The organism is Pseudoleptotrichia goodfellowii (assembly GCF_007990505.1).
In the GTDB taxonomy this organism is placed as follows: Bacteria; Fusobacteriota; Fusobacteriia; order Fusobacteriales; family Leptotrichiaceae; genus Pseudoleptotrichia; species Pseudoleptotrichia goodfellowii.
In genome coordinates this window covers 1475048-1493116 of record NZ_AP019822.1, presented here as the reverse complement: position 1 = coordinate 1493116, position 18069 = coordinate 1475048, and the positions used below count along the sequence as shown (strand labels likewise).

General features: G+C 32.1%; 16 protein-coding genes. 15 read left to right on the top strand and 1 reads right to left on the bottom strand.

Translation table 11 applies throughout. The features are described from left to right. Positions 1–8: 8 nt before the first annotated feature. The 7 genes from FVE72_RS07330 to FVE72_RS07300 all read left to right on the top strand — a co-directional run bounded on the left by FVE72_RS07330 (position 9) and on the right by FVE72_RS07300 (position 8319). Positions 9–1463: a sulfatase-like hydrolase/transferase gene (locus tag FVE72_RS07330; protein ID WP_026737831.1), complete on the top strand. Its 1455-nt coding sequence runs from the start codon at positions 9–11 to the stop codon at positions 1461–1463. A gap of 79 nt (positions 1464–1542) precedes the next feature. Further along, positions 1543–2469: a 1-phosphofructokinase gene (gene pfkB / locus FVE72_RS07325; protein WP_026737830.1), complete on the top strand. Its 927-nt coding sequence runs from the start codon at positions 1543–1545 to the stop codon at positions 2467–2469. Positions 2470–2650: 181 nt separating this feature from the next. Then, positions 2651–3982, top strand: a complete 1332-nt coding sequence (locus tag FVE72_RS07320) for a carbohydrate ABC transporter substrate-binding protein (protein WP_026737829.1) — start codon at positions 2651–2653, stop codon at positions 3980–3982. Between the two features lie 196 nt (positions 3983–4178). Continuing rightward, the gene (locus FVE72_RS07315; RefSeq protein ID WP_026737828.1) at positions 4179–5072 is read left to right on the top strand and encodes a carbohydrate ABC transporter permease; all 894 of its coding nucleotides are present in this window, start codon (positions 4179–4181) and stop codon (positions 5070–5072) included. Positions 5073–5081: 9 nt separating this feature from the next. Continuing rightward, entirely contained in the window at positions 5082–5966 is an 885-nt protein-coding gene (locus tag FVE72_RS07310; protein WP_026737827.1) for a carbohydrate ABC transporter permease, read from the top strand. A gap of 20 nt (positions 5967–5986) precedes the next feature. Further along, positions 5987–8155, top strand: a complete 2169-nt coding sequence (gene gnpA / locus FVE72_RS07305; RefSeq protein ID WP_026737826.1) for a 1,3-beta-galactosyl-N-acetylhexosamine phosphorylase — start codon at positions 5987–5989, stop codon at positions 8153–8155. Continuing rightward, the gene (locus tag FVE72_RS07300; RefSeq protein ID WP_006806724.1) at positions 8152–8319 is read left to right on the top strand and encodes a DUF6903 family protein; all 168 of its coding nucleotides are present in this window, start codon (positions 8152–8154) and stop codon (positions 8317–8319) included. Before gnpA ends, FVE72_RS07300 begins: the two co-directional genes overlap by 4 nt. 60 nt (positions 8320–8379) lie before the next feature. Here the strand turns inward: FVE72_RS07300 and FVE72_RS07295 are convergent, their stop codons facing one another. Next, positions 8380–9132 (bottom strand): IclR family transcriptional regulator, encoded by a 753-nt coding sequence (locus FVE72_RS07295; protein ID WP_026737825.1) that lies wholly within the window; start codon positions 9130–9132, stop codon positions 8380–8382. A gap of 208 nt (positions 9133–9340) precedes the next feature. Between FVE72_RS07295 and FVE72_RS07290 the strand changes: the two genes are divergently transcribed. The 8 genes from FVE72_RS07290 to prfB all read left to right on the top strand — a co-directional run bounded on the left by FVE72_RS07290 (position 9341) and on the right by prfB (position 18027). Continuing rightward, complete coding sequence (locus tag FVE72_RS07290; RefSeq protein WP_036056137.1) at positions 9341–9961, top strand: bifunctional 2-keto-4-hydroxyglutarate aldolase/2-keto-3-deoxy-6-phosphogluconate aldolase; 621 nt, start codon at positions 9341–9343, stop codon at positions 9959–9961. Between the two features lie 138 nt (positions 9962–10099). Beyond that, the gene (locus FVE72_RS07285) at positions 10100–10807 is read left to right on the top strand and encodes a YjjG family noncanonical pyrimidine nucleotidase (protein WP_036056135.1); all 708 of its coding nucleotides are present in this window, start codon (positions 10100–10102) and stop codon (positions 10805–10807) included. 130 nt (positions 10808–10937) lie between these two features. Further along, positions 10938–13031 (top strand): NAD-dependent DNA ligase LigA, encoded by a 2094-nt coding sequence (ligA, locus tag FVE72_RS07280; protein ID WP_026737822.1) that lies wholly within the window; start codon positions 10938–10940, stop codon positions 13029–13031. Positions 13032–13324: 293 nt separating this feature from the next. Continuing rightward, positions 13325–14125, top strand: a complete 801-nt coding sequence (locus tag FVE72_RS07275; protein WP_026737821.1) for an Mrp/NBP35 family ATP-binding protein — start codon at positions 13325–13327, stop codon at positions 14123–14125. Positions 14126–14166: 41 nt separating this feature from the next. After that, the gene (locus tag FVE72_RS07270; protein ID WP_006806735.1) at positions 14167–14844 is read left to right on the top strand and encodes a response regulator transcription factor; all 678 of its coding nucleotides are present in this window, start codon (positions 14167–14169) and stop codon (positions 14842–14844) included. A 93-nt stretch (positions 14845–14937) separates the two neighbouring features. Then, on the top strand, positions 14938–15570 hold the full coding sequence (locus FVE72_RS07265) for a superoxide dismutase (protein WP_026737820.1): 633 nt from the start codon (positions 14938–14940) through the stop codon (positions 15568–15570). A 264-nt stretch (positions 15571–15834) separates the two neighbouring features. Next, the gene (locus FVE72_RS07260; RefSeq protein WP_026737819.1) at positions 15835–16872 is read left to right on the top strand and encodes a 2-hydroxyacid dehydrogenase; all 1038 of its coding nucleotides are present in this window, start codon (positions 15835–15837) and stop codon (positions 16870–16872) included. A 59-nt stretch (positions 16873–16931) separates the two neighbouring features. Beyond that, a protein-coding gene (gene prfB, locus FVE72_RS07255; RefSeq protein ID WP_232049431.1) for a peptide chain release factor 2 occupies positions 16932–18027 on the top strand; the annotation gives its coding sequence in 2 pieces (ribosomal slippage) (positions 16932–17003 and positions 17005–18027; 1095 coding nt in all). Positions 18028–18069 lie beyond the last annotated feature (42 nt).

The window sequence follows — 18069 nt, the reverse complement described above, 5'->3', positions numbered from 1 at the left end:
TGAAATAAATGAATAATATAATATATATACTGCTTGATCAAGTCAGAAAAGATATGTTGGGAACATATGGACATAAAATAGTGAAAACGCCCAATATAGACAGACTTTCCCAAGAGGGAGTTACTTTTAACAATGCTTTTACACCGGCTTCTGTGTGTGGACCTGCAAGAACATCTTTATTTACAGGGCTTATGCCTACTTCTCATGGAATTGTTAAAAATGGAGAAAAAGGCGGCGTCGGAGAAATAAGTAAAGAAAATCCAAATATTATGGCTAATTTGAAAGATTATAATTCTTATGTTGTGGGAAAATGGCATGTCGGGACAAGTTCCATACCGAAAGACTACGATATAAAAGGACATAACTTTGACGGATACGGATATCCCGGAAGCGGAGTATATAAAAATCTTGTATTCAATCAACCGCCAACAAGATTAAGTAACAGATATAGAGAATGGCTTGAAGAAAAAGGATATGAAATTCCTACAGTAAGCCGAGCTTATTTCGGAGATAACCCTCATTTAAGAGTACAGGAATTATGCGGTTTGCTATCAGGAACAAAAGAAGAAACAATCCCTTATTTTATAATTGATGAAGCAAAAAAATATATTTCCGAATATAAAGACAGCGGAAAACCGTTTTTTACATGGATAAACTTCTGGGGACCGCACACACCGTGTATAGTTCCCGAACCTTATTATTCTATGTATAATCCTGATGATGTGGAACTCGATAAAAGTTTCTTTAAACCGTTGGAAGGAAAACCGGGACATTATAAAACAATTTCCAAAATGTGGGGAATGTGGGAAGCCAGTGAAGAAAGATGGAAAGAAGTTATCTCAAAATTCTGGGGATATATTACACTTATAGATGATGCAATAGGAGAGTTGTTTGAATTTTTAAAAGAAAATAATCTTTATGATAACTCATTTATAGTTGTAACAGCAGATCACGGAGATGCTATGGGAGCACACAGAATGATAGAAAAAGGGGAATTTATGTTTGATACTACATATAATATTCCGATGATAATAAAAGATCCCCAATCAAACAGAGTAAATGAAAGAGATGATAATTTTGTTTATTTGCATGATTTGACTTCTACTGTATATGATGTAGCTTCTCAGGAAATTCCGGAGGCATTTGAAGGAGAATCTGTGCTTAATATTGTAAGAAACGGAAGTAAAAATGACAGAAAAGGACTGCTTTGTCAGCTTGCAGGACATTTTGTCTATTTTGAGCAAAGAATGTGGCACAGAGACGACTATAAACTCGTATTCAATGCGTCGGATATTTGTGAGTTATACGATGTAAAAAATGACAGCGAAGAAATGAATAATCTGTTTTATAATAAAGACTATAAAAAAATAAAAGATGAGATGCTAAAAGAACTTTACGATGAAATGATAAAAATAAACGATCCTATGGCAAACTGGTTATACAGAATAATTTATGAAATATAAAAATTGGTATGTACCTATTGCTTTTTTATGAAAAAAGGTTATAATTAAAATGAAAAATTTTAATTAATCGGGAGGAAAAATGATAACAACGATAACTTTAAACCCTGCTATAGATACAAGATATTTTATAGATGATTTTCAGGAAGGAAAGCTGTTCAGAGCCGATAAAATTGTAAAAAGTCCAGGAGGAAAAGGACTGAATGTAACAAAAGTTCTGCATCAGTTAGGAGCAGATGTTACAGCAACAGGAATAGTCGGAGGAAAAAACGGAGAGTGGATAAGAGAAAAGTTAAAAGAAAGAAATATAAAAGAAAAATTTTATATCTGTTCTAAAGAAACGAGAGTTTGTATAGCGGTATTGGCTAAAAATTCTGAAACTGAAATTCTTGAAGCAAGCGAGGAAGTAGAAGAAAAAGATATAAAAGGTTTTGAAAAAGTATTTGCAGAATTGCTTGAAAAAAGCGATATTATAACAATTTCGGGAAGTCTGCTCAAAGGTGTGGAAAAAGATTATTATAAAAAGTTAATAGAGATGATTAACAGCAAAAATAGAAAAGTGATTTTGGACACAAGCGGAGCAACACTTCTCGAAGGAATTAAAGCAAAGCCTTATTTAATAAAACCTAATTTTGATGAATTGGAATATATAACAGGAGAGAAAATCAGCGATGAACATAAATTAAAGGGAGCGATGTTAAAACTGAAAGAATCAGGAGCTCAAAATATACTTGTATCTATGGGAAAAGACGGAGCGATGTATTTTGGCGAAAGAAATTTAAAGGTTACGATTCCCGAAATAGAGGTTTGCAATACTGTAGGCTCGGGAGATTCCACAGTAGCAGGTTTTGCAAAGGGACTGCAAGATAATATGGACTTGGAAGAAACATTAAAACTTGCAATGGCTTGCGGTATGTCCAATGCTCAGAAAACAGAAACAGGATTGGTAGATATTAAAGATGTAGAATCTTTTATGAAACAAATAAAAATAGAAGAAATTAAATTATAAAAAATTTTTTAACTTATCAATTGTATATTAAAATACTGAAAAAACGGAAATATAGGCATTTTGAGAAATTATAAAATGTTTAATTTTTCGTTTTTTTTGGTACGGATCTATTGCATTTTTAAAAAAGTAGGATATAATTAAAATGGAAAATGAAAAATTAAAATAATACAGGAGGAGTAAAATGAAAGTTAAATTATGTCTATTGTCGCTGTTAAGTATTTTGTTGTTAATGGCCTGCGGTGAAAAAAAAGAAAATGAAAATAAGGAAAATTCGGGGTCGAAAGAAACTGTATTGAAAATAGCAACTCTCGAATCAGGTTATGGGGATAAAATGTGGCCTGAAATAATAGAAGAATATAAAAAAGTAAATCCTAATGTTAAAATAGAATTGACTCAGTCGAAAGATATAGAGTCAAGTTTGCCGGGGCAATTTCAAGCTGAAAATTATCCTGATGTGATTATGTTGGGAATAGGAAGAAAAGCCGGAATTACTGAAAATTTTGTAAAAGAAAAAGAGTTGGCAGATTTAACTCCTATTTTGGAAATGAAAGTGCCGGGAGAGGAAAAAGCCGTTAAAGATAAACTGGTAGAAGGATTTACAGGAAATACAATCACAAATCCTTATTCTGACGGAAAAGTATATTTGATGCCTATGTTTTACAGTCCTACAGGACTATTTTATAATAAAACTTTATTTGAAAAAAACGGTTGGCAAGTACCTAAAACTTGGGATGAAATGTTTGCTTTAGGAGATAAAGCAAAAGAAAAGAAAATAGCTTTATTGACTTATCCTACAACAGGATATTTGGATTCTTTCTTGCCTCCGATTTTAGCAGGAAGAGGCGGAGAACAGTTTTTCAACGATGTGATGAATTACAAACAGGGAATATGGACTTCTCCTGAAATGAACGATATATTTAAAACATTGGGAAAACTTGCTAAATATGTGGAACCTACAACAGTTGCCAATGCTACCGATGAAGGATTTAAGAAAAATCAGCAGTTGGTATTGGATGATAAAGCAGTATTTATGCCTAACGGTTCGTGGATAGTAGGAGAAATGGCAGCAACTACTCCGAAAGACTTTAAATGGGGAATGACTGCGTATCCTTCATTTACAAAAGACGGAGCACAATATGCATGGAGTTTCTTTGAACAGATATGGGTGCCTAAAGCCGCAAAAAATATAGAAGAAGCACAAAAATTTATTGCATTCCTTTATTCCGACAAAGCAGCTGAAATTTTTGTGAAATATAATGCAGTACAGCCTATAAATTCGTATCCTTATGATAAATTAAGCGAAGAAAACAAAGTATTCTATGATGTTTATAAAAACGGAGCAAAAGCACTTGTAGGCGGATATGCTACTACAAAACCTGTAGAAGGTATAGATTTCAGAGGAACTTTATATGATTCTTTCAATTCAGTTGTAAACGGAACTAAAACACCTGAAGAATGGCAGAAAGAAGTAAATGAAATGATGGAAAAATTGAGAAATAACCTTATAAATTAGTTCGGTAATTATAAATTTAAAAATTATTTATTAGAGATTATCCTGAATAATTGTTTTAAGTTTTGTCTTGAATACTATTAGCAGCTTTATTCAACAGTATATAAAATAGTTTTTTTAAAGATATTATTATTTAACAATTCTGTTTTGAGGTAATCTCTAATTTTAAATATTTAATAATATTGATTTAGGAGATATTATGAAAACAAACAGATATTCCAAAAATTTATTCATATTTTTTTCTTTGGCACCGGCTATGATACTGTATATAATCTTCAGGATTATCCCTACTTTTCAGGTGTTCAGAATGTCGTTTTTTAAAACGAGTGCCTTGTCAAAAAAAGAAAAATTTGTAGGATTTAATAATTTTATAAGTCTTTTGCAGGATAAAGCTTTTATAAGATCCTTTCAAAATACGATTTTATTAATAGTGGTAGTTACAATAGTAACTCTTGTAGTAGCTGTATTTTTTGCAGCAATTTTAACTACGGAAAAAATAAAAGGAAGTAATTTTTTCAGAATAATTTTCTATATTCCAAATATACTTTCAATAGTGGTAGTTTCAGGAATTTTTTCAGCAATTTATGATCCAGGTCAAGGACTTATAGACAGTATTCTTCAGATGATAGGGCTGAAAGGACCTAAAGCCGGTTGGTTGGGGGATCAGAAAATAGTAATTTACAGTATTACGATGGCATTGATATGGCAGGCTGTAGGATATTATATGGTAATGTATATGGCAGGGATGGCAAATATTCCCGAAAGTCTTTATGAAGCTGCGGAACTGGACGGAGCGGGGAAAATAAGCAGATTTTTCAATGTAACTCTTCCTTTGGTATGGCTAAATATAAGAGCTACATTGTCATTCTTTATAATAAGTACGATAAATTTGAGCTTTCTTCTTGTAATACCCTTGACAGGAGGAGGTCCTGACGGAGCAACAGAAGTATTTTTAAGTTATATGTATAAACAGGCATATACAAATCAAAGCTACGGATATGGAATGGCTATCGGAGTTGCAGTCTTTATTTTTTCTTTCGCATTGTCGGGTATTATAAGTGCTGTAACCAATCGTGAAATTTTGGAATATTAGGGGGCTCTAATGAAAAAAGAAAATAAAAGTATTGGCAGATTATATAAAATATTTATTTATACTGCATTGGTAAGTTTTGCAATATCGATCATAGTACCTGTCTCATGGGTTTTTATTGCTTCTTTCAAACAGGATTCGGAGTTTACGGGAAGTCCGTGGACATTGCCTAAAGGGATTTATATTCAAAACTTTATAGATGCTTTTCAGAAAGCTAAAATGGGAGAAAGTTTGTGGAACTCGGTTTTTGTAACGGCTGTAGCATTAATATTGCTTATTGTAATAGCATTGCCGGCATCATATGTATTGGCAAGATTTGAATTTAAAGGAAGAAAATTTTGGAATACGTTTATGAAAGCGGGATTATTTATAAATGTAAATTATATAGTAATACCGATTTTTCTGATGTTGTTAAAGGGAGATAAAATTTTGCGTCAGACAGAAATTGTAAAAGGAAGTTTTTTCCTTGACAATCTGTTTGTTTTGGCAGTTATTTATATGACTACGGCTTTGCCTTTCACGATTTATCTGCTGTCCAATTTTTTTCAATCTCTTCCTACAACTTTTGAGGAAGCGGCAGCAATAGACGGAGCAGGATATTTTACAACAATGATAAAAGTAATGGTGCCTATGGCAAGACCCAGTATAATAACGGTTATTCTGTTTAATTTTTTGGCATTTTGGAATGAATATATTATAGCTCTGACTTTGTTGCCGGGGCCTAAAAAAACTTTGCCTGTAGGGCTTATGAGCCTTATGGCTGCGAGTAAGGGAGCTGCCCATTATGGAATACTTTATTCGGGAATGGTAATTGTTATGCTACCTACGCTGATTTTATATATTCTTGTTCAGCAGAAACTGACACAGGGAATGACTTTAGGCGGATCAAAAGAATAGGAAAAATTTGGGAGGAAAAAATGAAAAAAAAGGGAAGATTTACGTTACCTGCAGAAAGTAATTTTTTAAAAGAAACTAAAGAACTAATGGAACGATGGGGAGCTGATGCCGTTCGTGACAGTGACGGAACCAAACTGGATGAAGAAATAAAAAAACTGGATACTAAAATATATACAACTTATTTTGTTGCAAGGGCACATAATGAATTTGCTGAAAAACATATCGAAGAATGTCAGCAGCTTTATCTGATGTCGAAATTTAATATGGCATTATCTGAAGAGCTTTCAATAGACTTTATTAACGGATATTTTACCGAACAGATAAAACCCGATTATATCCATGATGAAAAAATATATTGGGAAGTAATTGACAGAACATCTGATGAAATTGTGTCTGTTTCAGACTGGAGTCTGGATAAAGAAAATAATTGTGTAAATATAAAAAAAGCAAAGCCTTTTCATGAATATACTGTATCTTTCCTCGCTTATATGATTTGGGATCCTACACAGATGTACAATCATATTACAAATAACTGGGGAGATAAGCCTCACGATATACCTTTTGATGTAAGACAGCCTGCATCAAATACTTATATGAGCGAATACCTGAAAGAATGGCTAAAAAACAATCCTGATACGGATGTAGTAAGATTTACAACGTTCTTTTACCATTTTACTCTAGTATTTAATAACTTGGGAAAGGAAAAGTTTGTAGAATGGTTCGGTTACGGAGCAAGTGTTTCAGTAGCTGCACTTGAAGCTTTTGCCGAAGCTAAAGGTTACAGGCTGAGAGCCGAAGATATTGTAGACAAAGGTTATTACAATACAACGTTCAGAGTTCCTACAAAACAGTATTTGGACTATATTGATTTTATTCAGGAATTTGTAGCTTCGGAAGTGAAGAAATTAGTCGACATAGTGCATGATTCGGGAAAAGAAGCGATGATGTTTTTGGGAGACAACTGGATAGGAACAGAGCCTTACGGAAAATATTTTGAGAAAACGGGACTTGATGCGGTAGTAGGATCTGTGGGCGGAGGAGCTACTCTTAGAATGATAGCGGATATTCCTCATGTAAAATATACCGAAGGAAGATTTTTACCTTATTTTTTCCCTGATACTTTTTATGAAGGAAATGATCCCGTACCTGAAACGATTCAGAACTGGATAAATGCAAGAAGAGCTGTTATGAGAAATCCTGTAGACCGTATAGGTTACGGAGGATATTTGAGTTTAGCTTATAAATTTCCGAAATTTGTCGACTGTGTAGAAAAAATAGCCGAAGAATTTAGAAATATATACGATATAGCAAAAAACGGAAAGCCTTATTGTGCAATAAAAGTCGCAATACTCAATTCATGGGGTAAACTTCGTACATGGCAGACACATATGGTCGCTCATGCTCTGCATTATAAACAGATATATTCGTATTTGGGAGTGTTGGAAGCATTGTCAGGAATGGCTGTAGATGTATCTTTTATCAGTTTTGACGATGTTTTAAATACGGATATTCTCAATGAAATAGATGTCGTTATAAATGCCGGAGATGCAGAAACTGCATTTTCAGGAGGAGAAGTATGGAAAAATGACAAACTTGTTTCAAAAATTCGTGAATGGGTTTATAACGGAGGAGGATTTATAGGGATAGGCGAACCTTCGGCATACGAATACGGAGGAAGATTTTTCCAGCTTGGACAAATATTGGGGGTGGATAAGGAATTAGGATTCAGCCTTTCTACCGATAAATATTTTACTGAAATGCAAGAAAATCATTTTATAAAAGAAGATTTAAAATCGGGAGAGTCTTTTGATTTCGGAGAAAGCATGAAAAATATATATTCTTTATACGAAGATACGGAAATACTTGAATATTCTGACGGAGAAATACACCTTTCTTCCCATGATTTCGGGAAAGGAAGAGGAATATATATAGCGGGATTGCCTTACAATGCCCAAAATGCAAGATTGTTAATGAGAGCATTGTATTATGCGGCTCACAAAGAAAATGAGTTTAAAAAATGGAACTGCTCAAATATTCACTGTGAAGTTCATGTATATCCTTCAAAAAATAAAATAGCTTATGTTAATAATTCAATGTCGGAGCAGACTACGATTGTTTACAATGAAAAAGGAGAAGCAAAAACGATTGTTTTGAAAGCTGACGAGATAATATGGGAGGAATTAAATTGAATACGACAATAAAAATTTGTATTTATTTACTTTTATTTTTTGTTTTTAACGGATTGATTATAACAGGAGCAAAACAGGCGGATACAGAGCATTTGTTAAGAATGATAATAGGATTATCAGGATTGATAGGATTATTATGGGTATATAACAGAAGTCATAAGTAAATATTTTAACTGAAAAATTCGGGAATGGGATAAAAATATCATCAAAATAAATGATGAATATTAATATCCTAACATTCCCGATATTCTGTTTGCACATATTAAGACTTTATTTATATATTTTTCTTTGTCGGGATTTTCGGCGGAAGTCGAAAGGCTTACAGCTCCTACAGGTTTTCTCAGATAATTATAAAAAGCTGCCCCGATGCAGAAAGTTCCGTATTCATTTTCTTCATTATCGAAAGCATACCCGTTTTTTCTGACTTTTTCAATTTCCTTAATAAATTCGTCCAAGTCTGTAATAGTATTATCCGTAAATTTTTTTAAATCAAAATTATTCCACATATTGACAATATCCTGATTGCTATATGAAGCAACAAGTGCTTTGCCGACCGCTGTAGAATAGATAGGAGCTGTTTTTCCTATTTTTGAAGCAGTTTTAAATAAAATATTTTCGGACTCAAATTTATCAATATATAATATTTCATTATTATCAGGTATTACAAGGTGAACAGTTTCATTTGTTTCAGATGAAAGCTGTCCAGCAAAATTTTTCGCAATATTGATAAAATCAATTTTTTGAATACGTTGATTTCCTAATTTAAAAAGTTTTAATGTGATCCTGTATTCTCCGGTATTTATTTTTTCTACATATCCGTTTTGAATCAGAGCTGAAAGCAGTCGATGAACAGTGGATTTTGTTAAACCTATCTGTAAGGTAATTTCAGATAAAGTTAAAATTTCGCTTTCGGAAAGAATTTCCAAAATAGCTAGTGCCCTGTCTAATGACTGAACATTGTTTGTTTGAGGGTTCATAGATATATTATCTCCTTTATATATAAATTTATTATATACACTAATTATAATATAAAAATCAAAATTGTCAAAATATAAAATTTGCATTTTTTTGAAAAAGGGGTATAATAATGATAGAAAAATGAAATTAGATTCCATATTATGAAATTTTCAGAAAATAATGTGGAATTAATTAAAAAAATTATAATCAATAAGATAAGGAGAAAATATGAGCAGTTTTGAAAAATATGAAGTTTTAAAAACATTGACAGACACTAAAATAGTAGCTGTAATAAGAGGAAATTCCTCAAAAGAAGCGATAGAAACAGTAGAAGCGTGTGTTGAAGGAGGAATAAAAGCAATAGAAGTGACTTATACAATAAGAACGGCTTCGGAAATAATTTCACATTTTGCCGAAAATAAAAATACAATAGTCGGAGCAGGAACTGTTTTAGATGCTGAAACTGCAAGAATGGCGATACTTTCAGGAGCAAAATTTATTGTAGCACCTACGTTCAGTAAAGAAGTGGCAACATTATGTAACAGATATCAGATCCCTTATGTTCCGGGATGTCAGACTGTAACGGAAATATTGACAGCATTAGAAGCCGGATGTGATTTGATAAAATTGTTTCCGGGAAGTAATTTTGACTACAGTTATATGAAAGCAGTGAAGGCTCCTGTACCGAAAGTAAAATTTATGGTGACAGGAGGAGTAAATGTTGATAATATTGCTGAGTGGCTGCAAGCGGGAGCTGATGCTGTCGGTGTAGGAGGAAATATTGTAAAAGGATCAAAAGAGGATATAATAAAAGCTGCAAAAGAATATTTGGCAAAAATAAAGGAATAAAAAATATAAATTGGATTTTGCATTGAATTTAAAGTGAAAGTTTGATATAATGAAATAATTAAAAAGAGGAAGTTTCAAAAGAAAATTTGAAATAACCTCTTTTGTTTCTTTTGTAATTTGTGAAAGAGGAGAATAAAGATGTATAAATTAATATTTATAGACGCGGACAATACACTTTTTGATTTTCGGGAAGCTCAGGAAAATGCCATGAAAAAGACATTTGAAGATTTTGATTATTTTGAAAAAGAAGGTAATGAAGAAGAGTTTGGCAAAATAAAAGAAGATTATAAAATTATAAACAGCAAATTATGGCGAGAATTGGAAAAAGGAGAAATCAAAGAAGAGGAACTTAAAATTTTGAGGTTTGAAAGGCTGTTTGAAAAGAACTCTTTAAAATATAATACCAAAATTTTTAGTGAAAAATATTTGGAAAGATTGAGTGAAGGAAGCTTTTTACTTGAAGGAGCGGAAGAATTGTGTAAATACTTGAGTGAAAAATATAGAATAATAATTATTACAAACGGAATAAAAAAGGTACAGATTCCGAGAATTGAAAACTCCAAAATAAATAAATACATAGAAGAAACAGTAGTTTCAGAAGATGTTGGAATAAGTAAGCCCAATATCGGGATTTTTCAATATGCTTTGGATTTAGCAAATAAAAAAAATAAAGTAACAAAACAAGAAATAATAATGATAGGGGATTCTCAAATTGCAGATATACAGGGTGGGATAAACTTCGGTATTGATACATGCTGGGTAAATTTAAAAAATCAACAGGAAAATGAAGATATAAAAGCAAAGTACACAGTAAAAAGTTATAAGGAACTTTATAACTTTCTATAAGCTGAATATAAAAAGGAGTGATGAAATAACAAAGTAATCTGCTCCTTTTTTCGGAAATTCTTTTTATTTTATTTTTCTCCACAATGTAGTATAATAAAAAAATAAATTATTATTAAACTAAGGAGAGAGCGTGAAACTGTTTGATAACAAAATAAAGTCTGAAACTGTTGATTTTGAAGAATATAAAAGATTAAGAAAAGATATAGAAAAATATAATCACTATTACTATAATGAGGACAAACCTTTAATTTCCGATAAGGAATATGATGATTTAATTAAGAAATTACAAAAAATAGAAGAAGAAAACTCTAAATTTAAAAATGACTATACACTTCTTTCAAAGGATAATTCAGATATTTCTGATATAGAAGAAAATCCTGAAATAACACCTACAGAAAAAATCGGAGGAACAGCAAGTGAAAAGTTTTCCAAAGTGATTCACAGTGTGCCTATGTTAAGTTTGTCAAACACTTATAATATTTCCGAGATAGAAGATTTTGATCAGAGAGCGAGAAAAATAACAGGTCTTGATAAAAAATTGGAATATATACTGGAACTGAAACTGGACGGTCTAAGTATAAGTCTGATATATGAAAAGGGGATGTTTAAGCAGGCGATAACAAGAGGCGACGGACAAATAGGTGAAGATGTTACTGAAAATGTAAGAGAAATATCGTCAGTTCCTAAAAAACTGAAAGAGCCGATAGATGTAGAAGTGAGAGGAGAAATAGTTCTTCCTGTTTCCAATTTTAATAAAGTAAACGAAATAAGGGAAGAAGCAGGAGAAGATGTATTTGCCAACCCGAGAAATGCAGCTGCAGGAACTATAAGACAGCTCGACAGCAGTATAGTCAAAGACAGAGGACTTGACTGCTATTTATATTATTTGGTAAATCCCGAAAGATACGAAATAAAAACTCATCTTGAAAGCATAGAATTTATTAAAAAGCTTGGATTTAAAACTACAGACATATTTGAAAAATATACTGATTTTAAAGAGTTGGAAAAATCTATAGAAAAATGGCATGACGAACGGGAAAAACTGGATTATGAAACTGACGGTCTTGTAATAAAAGTAAACGATTTTTCTTATTATAACGAACTGGGCTATACTACAAAAAGTCCGAGATGGGCTATTGCTTATAAATTTCCGGCAGAACAGGTAAAAACAAAGTTGCTCGATGTTACTTTTCAGGTAGGAAGAACAGGTGTAATTACTCCCGTTGCTGAGCTTGAGCCTGTAACTTTATCGGGATCGGTAGTAAAAAGAGCGAGCCTTCATAACTTTGATGAAATAGAAAGAAAAGAAATAAAAATAGGAGATAATGTAATAATCGAAAAAGCTGCTGAAATAATTCCTCAAGTTGTAAATGTAGTTTTTGAAGACAGAACAGGAAAAGAACGGGAAATAGAAAAACCGACAAACTGCCCTGTGTGCGGAAGTGAACTTGTAAAAGAAGAAGGACAGGTAGCATTAAAGTGCCTGAATCCTGTTTGTCCTGAAAAAGTAAAAAGAGAAATCGAATATTTTGTATCAAGAGATGCTATGAATATTTCAGGTCTAGGAGAAAAAATAGTCGAAAAGTTTATTGAGTTGGGAAAAATAAAAACGGTAGTGGATATTTATTCTTTGAAAGATTATCGTGAAGAACTTGAAAATCTTGAAAAAATGGGCAAAAAAAGTGTCGACAATCTTATAAATAACATCGAAGAAAGTAAAAACAGAGGATTTAACAAAGTTCTTTATTCTTTAGGAATTCCTTTTGTAGGAAAATTTACTGCGAATTTATTAGTTAAAAATTTTGTAAACATAGAAAAATTAAAAAACTCCGAAATTGAAGAACTGCTCCAAATAAAGGGGATAGGAGAAAAAGTAGCAATTTCGGTACATAATTATTTGAATAATGAAGATAACTGGAAAAAAATAAATGATTTAAAAGAGACGGGATTGAATTTTTCTTCAGAAGATGTTGAAGAAATTGAAATAGAAGATAATCCTGTCAAGGGGAAAAACTTTTTGGCTACGGGAAAACTTGAAAAGTATAAAAGAGAAGAAATTAAAGAAATTATTTTATCCAAAGGAGGAAATTATTTATCGGGAGTTTCTAAAAATCTTGATTTTCTTATTGTCGGAGAAAAAGCAGGAAGTAAGCTTGAAAAGGCAGAAAAATTAGGGGTAAGAGTGTTGGATGAAGAAGAGTTTGAAAGAGAGTTTCTAAACTGAATTTCCCCCTTTAAAAACATTTTAATCAGGAATAAGAAATTCTTCAAATGTAATTATACGAAAATATTAAGAGAAAAAGAATATTAATTTGGTATTATTTTATAAAATCCGAGGGGCGGTCGTGTTGTATGAAATATCATCGAACTTTGGATTTTTTATATTAAAATTGAAAAAACAAAAAAGATTTTTATGTTATTGTTCATTGGTTAAAATAAATTGTAAAAAAAGACTTGTATTTTAATCGGTTATGTGATTTAATTTTAATATAACGATATACAGGAGGAAAATACAGAATGCACGGTAACCCCAATATGGACGAAAGAAAGAAAAAAATTAACGAAAGATTGTCAGGGATAAAAAACAAAATTGTCGTGATGAGTGGGAAAGGAGGAGTAGGAAAATCTACCGTATCTGTAAATTTAGCTTACGGTTTATATTTAAGAGATTATAAAGTGGGAATCCTTGATGCGGATTTACACGGTCCCAATGTCCCGTTAATGCTCGGAAAAGAAGGAGTAAAGTTGCCTGCTCTTTCAACTCCTTTGAAAATAGCTGAAAATTTATCAATTTCTTCTTTGAGTTTTTTCGTGCCGGATAATGACCCTATTATTTGGCGGGGACCTCAAAAAATGGGAGCGATAATGGAAATGCTGGAAGGAATTGAATGGGGAGAAATGGACTTTCTGATTGTTGATTTGCCGCCGGGAACAGGAGATGAAACACTGAGTATTGCACAAAATATAGGACCTGATGCGAGATCGATAGTTGTAACTACTCCTCAGGATGTTTCGCTTCTTGATTCTAAAAGGACAGTTAAATTCTCAAGGCTTATAAATCTTAAATTGTTGGGAATTATAGAAAATATGAGCGGTTTTATATGTCCTGACTGCGGTAAGGAAGTAAATATATTTAAAAAAGGCGGTGCCGAAAAAATGGCAGCTGAAACAAAGCAGACTTTTTTAGGTTCGATACCTATGGAAGCAAATATTGTTGAATCGGGAGATAACGGACTTCCTTATATATCAAATGATTCAACAGCTTCAAGGAAAATGAATGATATAATAAATAAAGTACTTGAACAGTTAAATATGTAGGTTAGTAATAAACAGCAAATAAAATAATTTGGAGGAACAAAATGAAAATATTAGTGTGTAACAAAAATGAAAAATCAAGATTGGTAGTAGGACAGTTGCTTAAGGAAATGAGCTTCAGCGTTTTATTGGTAGACTCTGAAGAAAAAGTAGTGGAGGAAATGAAGTCGGATTCATTGGACATAGTATTTCTTGATATAGCTTCATTCTCAAATTTTCCTAAAATATTGGAAAAAATTATAAAAAACAAAAAAGACAGTTATATTCTTCTTTCCATTGACAGTGATGACAGATATTCAAAAACAGAAGCATTGCTGAACGGTGCGGATGATTATATTTATAATGATTTCAGACTGGAAGAACTTTCGGCTAAACTTAAATCAATTGTAAGAATATTGACTAAAAAAATAAATAATGACGATTCTGAAGTATTGTCAATATATGATTTAACTTTAAATCCTATTAACAGAGAAGTTATAAGAGACGGAAAAGAAATTGTGCTTACAAACAAAGAATTTCTTCTTCTGGAATATTTCTTGAGAAATAAAAACAGAGTATTGACAAGAACTATGATTTCGGAAAAAATTTGGGATATAGACTTTATAACAGAAAGTAACATAGTCGATGTTTATATTAATTTCTTAAGAGCAAAAGTGGACAAAGGCTTTGATAAAAAAATAATTAAGACTGTAAGAAGTGTAGGATATATTGTAAAGGAATAAACTTTTAAAATAAATTCTCTGTAATGTATTGATTTTATGAAATTTGTATGTTAAAATAAATAAACAAAGAATATATTATGAGGAGTGATTAAAATGTTTGAACAAGTAAAATTACCATATGCTTATGATGCATTGGAGCCTAATATAGATGCAAAAACAATGGAAATTCATTATACAAAACATCATGCAGCTTATACAAATAACTTAAATGATGCTTTGAAAAATAATGCACCCGAGTTTTTAAATAAATCAATCGAGGAAATTTTGGGTAATTTGGATGCTTTACCTGAAGAAATAAGAGCCGGAGTAAGAAATAACGGTGGAGGATTCTATAATCACAATTTATACTTTACTGTAATAGGGCCTAACGGCGGAGGAGAGCCTACAGGAGAATTAGCTCAAAAAATAAATGAAGCTTTCGGAAGTTTCCAAGGATTTAAAGATGAATTTTCTAAAGCAGCCGCAACAAGATTCGGTTCAGGGTGGGCATGGCTTATAGTAAACAAAAAAGGTGAATTAAAAGTAAGATCTACTGCAAATCAGGATAATCCTTTAATACCGGGAGCTACTTGCGAATGTTCTCACGGAACTCCTATTTTAGGAATAGATGTTTGGGAACACGCATATTACTTGAATTACCAAAACAGAAGACCTGATTATATCAATGCATTCTTTAATGTAATAGACTGGAATGCAGTAGCAAAAAGATACGAAGAAGCAAAATAGTTTTAAAATCGAATATAATCAAAAAAAGTTGCTTTAAACGGAAAATTTCTGTTTTCTGCAACTTTTTTATTCGTGAAAGAGTTTTTAGAATAAATATAAAGGTTGTAAGTTATAATATTTTTTAATAACTAAAATTATATATGAAAAATACTCGGGGAAAATAGATTTTTAAAAAATTAAATCCCTAAATTGTGAAAAAAAATTGATTATCATCTGTTTTTTTGTTATAATCAAATGAAAATAAAAGTGTAGGAGGAAGTTGAAATGAAAATAGTAGTGTTCGACACAAAACCTTATGATATCGAGTTTTTTGAGAAATGGAACGAAAAGTACGGGGCAAAGATTACTTATTTTGAGGAAAAATTGAGTCTGAAAAATGTGATGTTGACAAAATATCAGGATGTTGTCTGCACATTTGTAAATGACGATCTCAATGAAAAAGTAATAAATATTCTCTCCAAGAACGGAATAAGAGCAATAGCAATAAGAGCTGCAGGATATAATAATGTCGATATGAAAGCGGCAAATGATAACAGAGTAACTGTTTTCAGAGTACCGGCATATTCACCTTACGCTGTGGCGGAACATGCTTTGGCATTATTAATGACTGTAAACAGAAAAATACATAAAGCATATAACAGAACAAGAGACGGAAATTTTAGTCTGGTAGGACTCACAGGAATGGATTTGAACGGAAAAACTGCAGGAATAATAGGTACAGGAAAAATAGCCAGAATATTTATAAAAATATTGAACGGTTTGGGTATGAATGTTATTGCTTATGATAAATTTCCTAATGAACAGGCTTCAAAAGATGAAAATTTTAAATATGTCGAGTTGGATGAATTGTTTGCAAAATCCGATGTTATTTCGTTGCACTGCCCTTTAACGCCTGAAACAAGACACATTATAAACGGTGAAAATATAGATAAGATGAAAAAAGGAGTTATAATCATAAACACTGCAAGAGGAGCCTTAGTTGATACAAGTATACTGGTTGAAGCATTAAAAGACAAAAAGATAGGTGGAGCGGGACTTGACGTGTATGAAGGAGAAAGAGATTATTTCTTTGATGATAAGTCAGCGAATGTATTGGAAGACGATATTTTGGCGAGATTGCTTACATTCAATAATGTTATTGTAACATCGCATCAGGCATTTTTAACGGACGAGGCATTAAATAATATCGTGGAAACTACATTTGACAATATATTAAAATTCGCAAAAAAAGAAGTTCTTCAAAATGAAGTATGGTATGATGAGGAAAATGATAAAATCGTTGAAGGACCAAGAAAAAAATAAATAAAGATATACTCTTGTTATAAAAATACGGGAGATTTTTAAAGCAGAGGTAATAAAAAATGGAATTATTTGAAGCAAAAAAAGTAAACGAGCAGAATAGTACAGAAATTGAGGAAATCAGGAGGCATCTTTGACCTCGATAGTCTGAATCTGAAAATAGAAAGAATCGAGAAAAAAACTGCCGAGCCTGATTTCTGGAATCGTGAAAACAGCCAGGAAACATTGAAAGAATTGAATATTTTAAAAAAACTGATAGAAGAATATGAAAAAATAAGCGGAATGAATGAAGATGTTTCGGTAATGATAGAGTTTATCGAAGCGGGAGACGATTCATTTGAAAAAGAACTTGATGACAAAATAGATACAGTTACAGAAGAAATTCAAAATTTTAAAACAAAACTGTTACTGGATGAAAAATATGATTCCAATAACGCTATTTTAACAATAAATGCCGGAGCGGGAGGAACGGAAGCCTGTGACTGGACGGAAATGCTTTACAGAATGTACGACAGATGGTCAAATCGGAAAGATTTTAAAGTTGAAGTTCTTGATTCACTTTCAGGCGAAGAAGCGGGAATAAAAAGTATAACTTTGAATATAAAAGGAAGCTATGCCTACGGGTATCTGAAAGGAGAAAAAGGAGTTCACAGACTTGTAAGAATTTCGCCCTTTGACTCCAATGGGAAAAGACATACTTCTTTTACCGCTGTAAATGTAGTCCCTGAAATAGATGACGATGTGGAAGTAAATATTAGACCGGAAGATTTGAAAGTCGATACTTACAGAGCGAGCGGAGCAGGAGGACAGCACGTAAATACAACCGATTCAGCAGTAAGGATAACACATATTCCTACAAATACGGTTGTAACCTGTCAAAAAGAGAGATCTCAGCTGAAAAACAAAGAAACTGCCATGAAAATTCTTAAATCAAGGCTTTTTGAAATAGAGCTTGAAAAAAGAGAAAAAGAAATGGAAAATATAAAAGGTACTGAATCCAAAATAGAATGGGGAAGTCAAATCCGTTCTTATGTATTTCAGCCTTATAAAATGGTTAAGGATCATAGAACTAAAGCCGAAGAAGGAAACGTGGATAAAGTCATGGATGGAGATATAGACAGTTTTATTAATGAATATCTTAAGTTTTACAAAAATTAGGGAAGATTTTGAATAATGATTATCTGTAAATGTTTAGTAGTC

Coding starts and splice junctions, on each gene's coding strand:
- FVE72_RS07290 (WP_036056137.1), top strand. CDS start 9,341: ATGAGCAGTTTTGAAAAATATGAAGTTTTAAAAACATTGACAGACACT.
- pfkB (WP_026737830.1), top strand. CDS start 1,543: ATGATAACAACGATAACTTTAAACCCTGCTATAGATACAAGATATTTT.
- gnpA (WP_026737826.1), top strand. CDS start 5,987: ATGAAAAAAAAGGGAAGATTTACGTTACCTGCAGAAAGTAATTTTTTA.
- FVE72_RS07315 (WP_026737828.1), top strand. CDS start 4,179: ATGAAAACAAACAGATATTCCAAAAATTTATTCATATTTTTTTCTTTG.
- FVE72_RS07285 (WP_036056135.1), top strand. CDS start 10,100: ATGTATAAATTAATATTTATAGACGCGGACAATACACTTTTTGATTTT.
- FVE72_RS07295 (WP_026737825.1), bottom strand. CDS start 9,132: ATGAACCCTCAAACAAACAATGTTCAGTCATTAGACAGGGCACTAGCT.
- FVE72_RS07330 (WP_026737831.1), top strand. CDS start 9: ATGAATAATATAATATATATACTGCTTGATCAAGTCAGAAAAGATATG.
- FVE72_RS07310 (WP_026737827.1), top strand. CDS start 5,082: ATGAAAAAAGAAAATAAAAGTATTGGCAGATTATATAAAATATTTATT.
- FVE72_RS07260 (WP_026737819.1), top strand. CDS start 15,835: ATGAAAATAGTAGTGTTCGACACAAAACCTTATGATATCGAGTTTTTT.
- FVE72_RS07275 (WP_026737821.1), top strand. CDS start 13,325: ATGCACGGTAACCCCAATATGGACGAAAGAAAGAAAAAAATTAACGAA.
- FVE72_RS07265 (WP_026737820.1), top strand. CDS start 14,938: ATGTTTGAACAAGTAAAATTACCATATGCTTATGATGCATTGGAGCCT.
- FVE72_RS07270 (WP_006806735.1), top strand. CDS start 14,167: ATGAAAATATTAGTGTGTAACAAAAATGAAAAATCAAGATTGGTAGTA.
- FVE72_RS07320 (WP_026737829.1), top strand. CDS start 2,651: ATGAAAGTTAAATTATGTCTATTGTCGCTGTTAAGTATTTTGTTGTTA.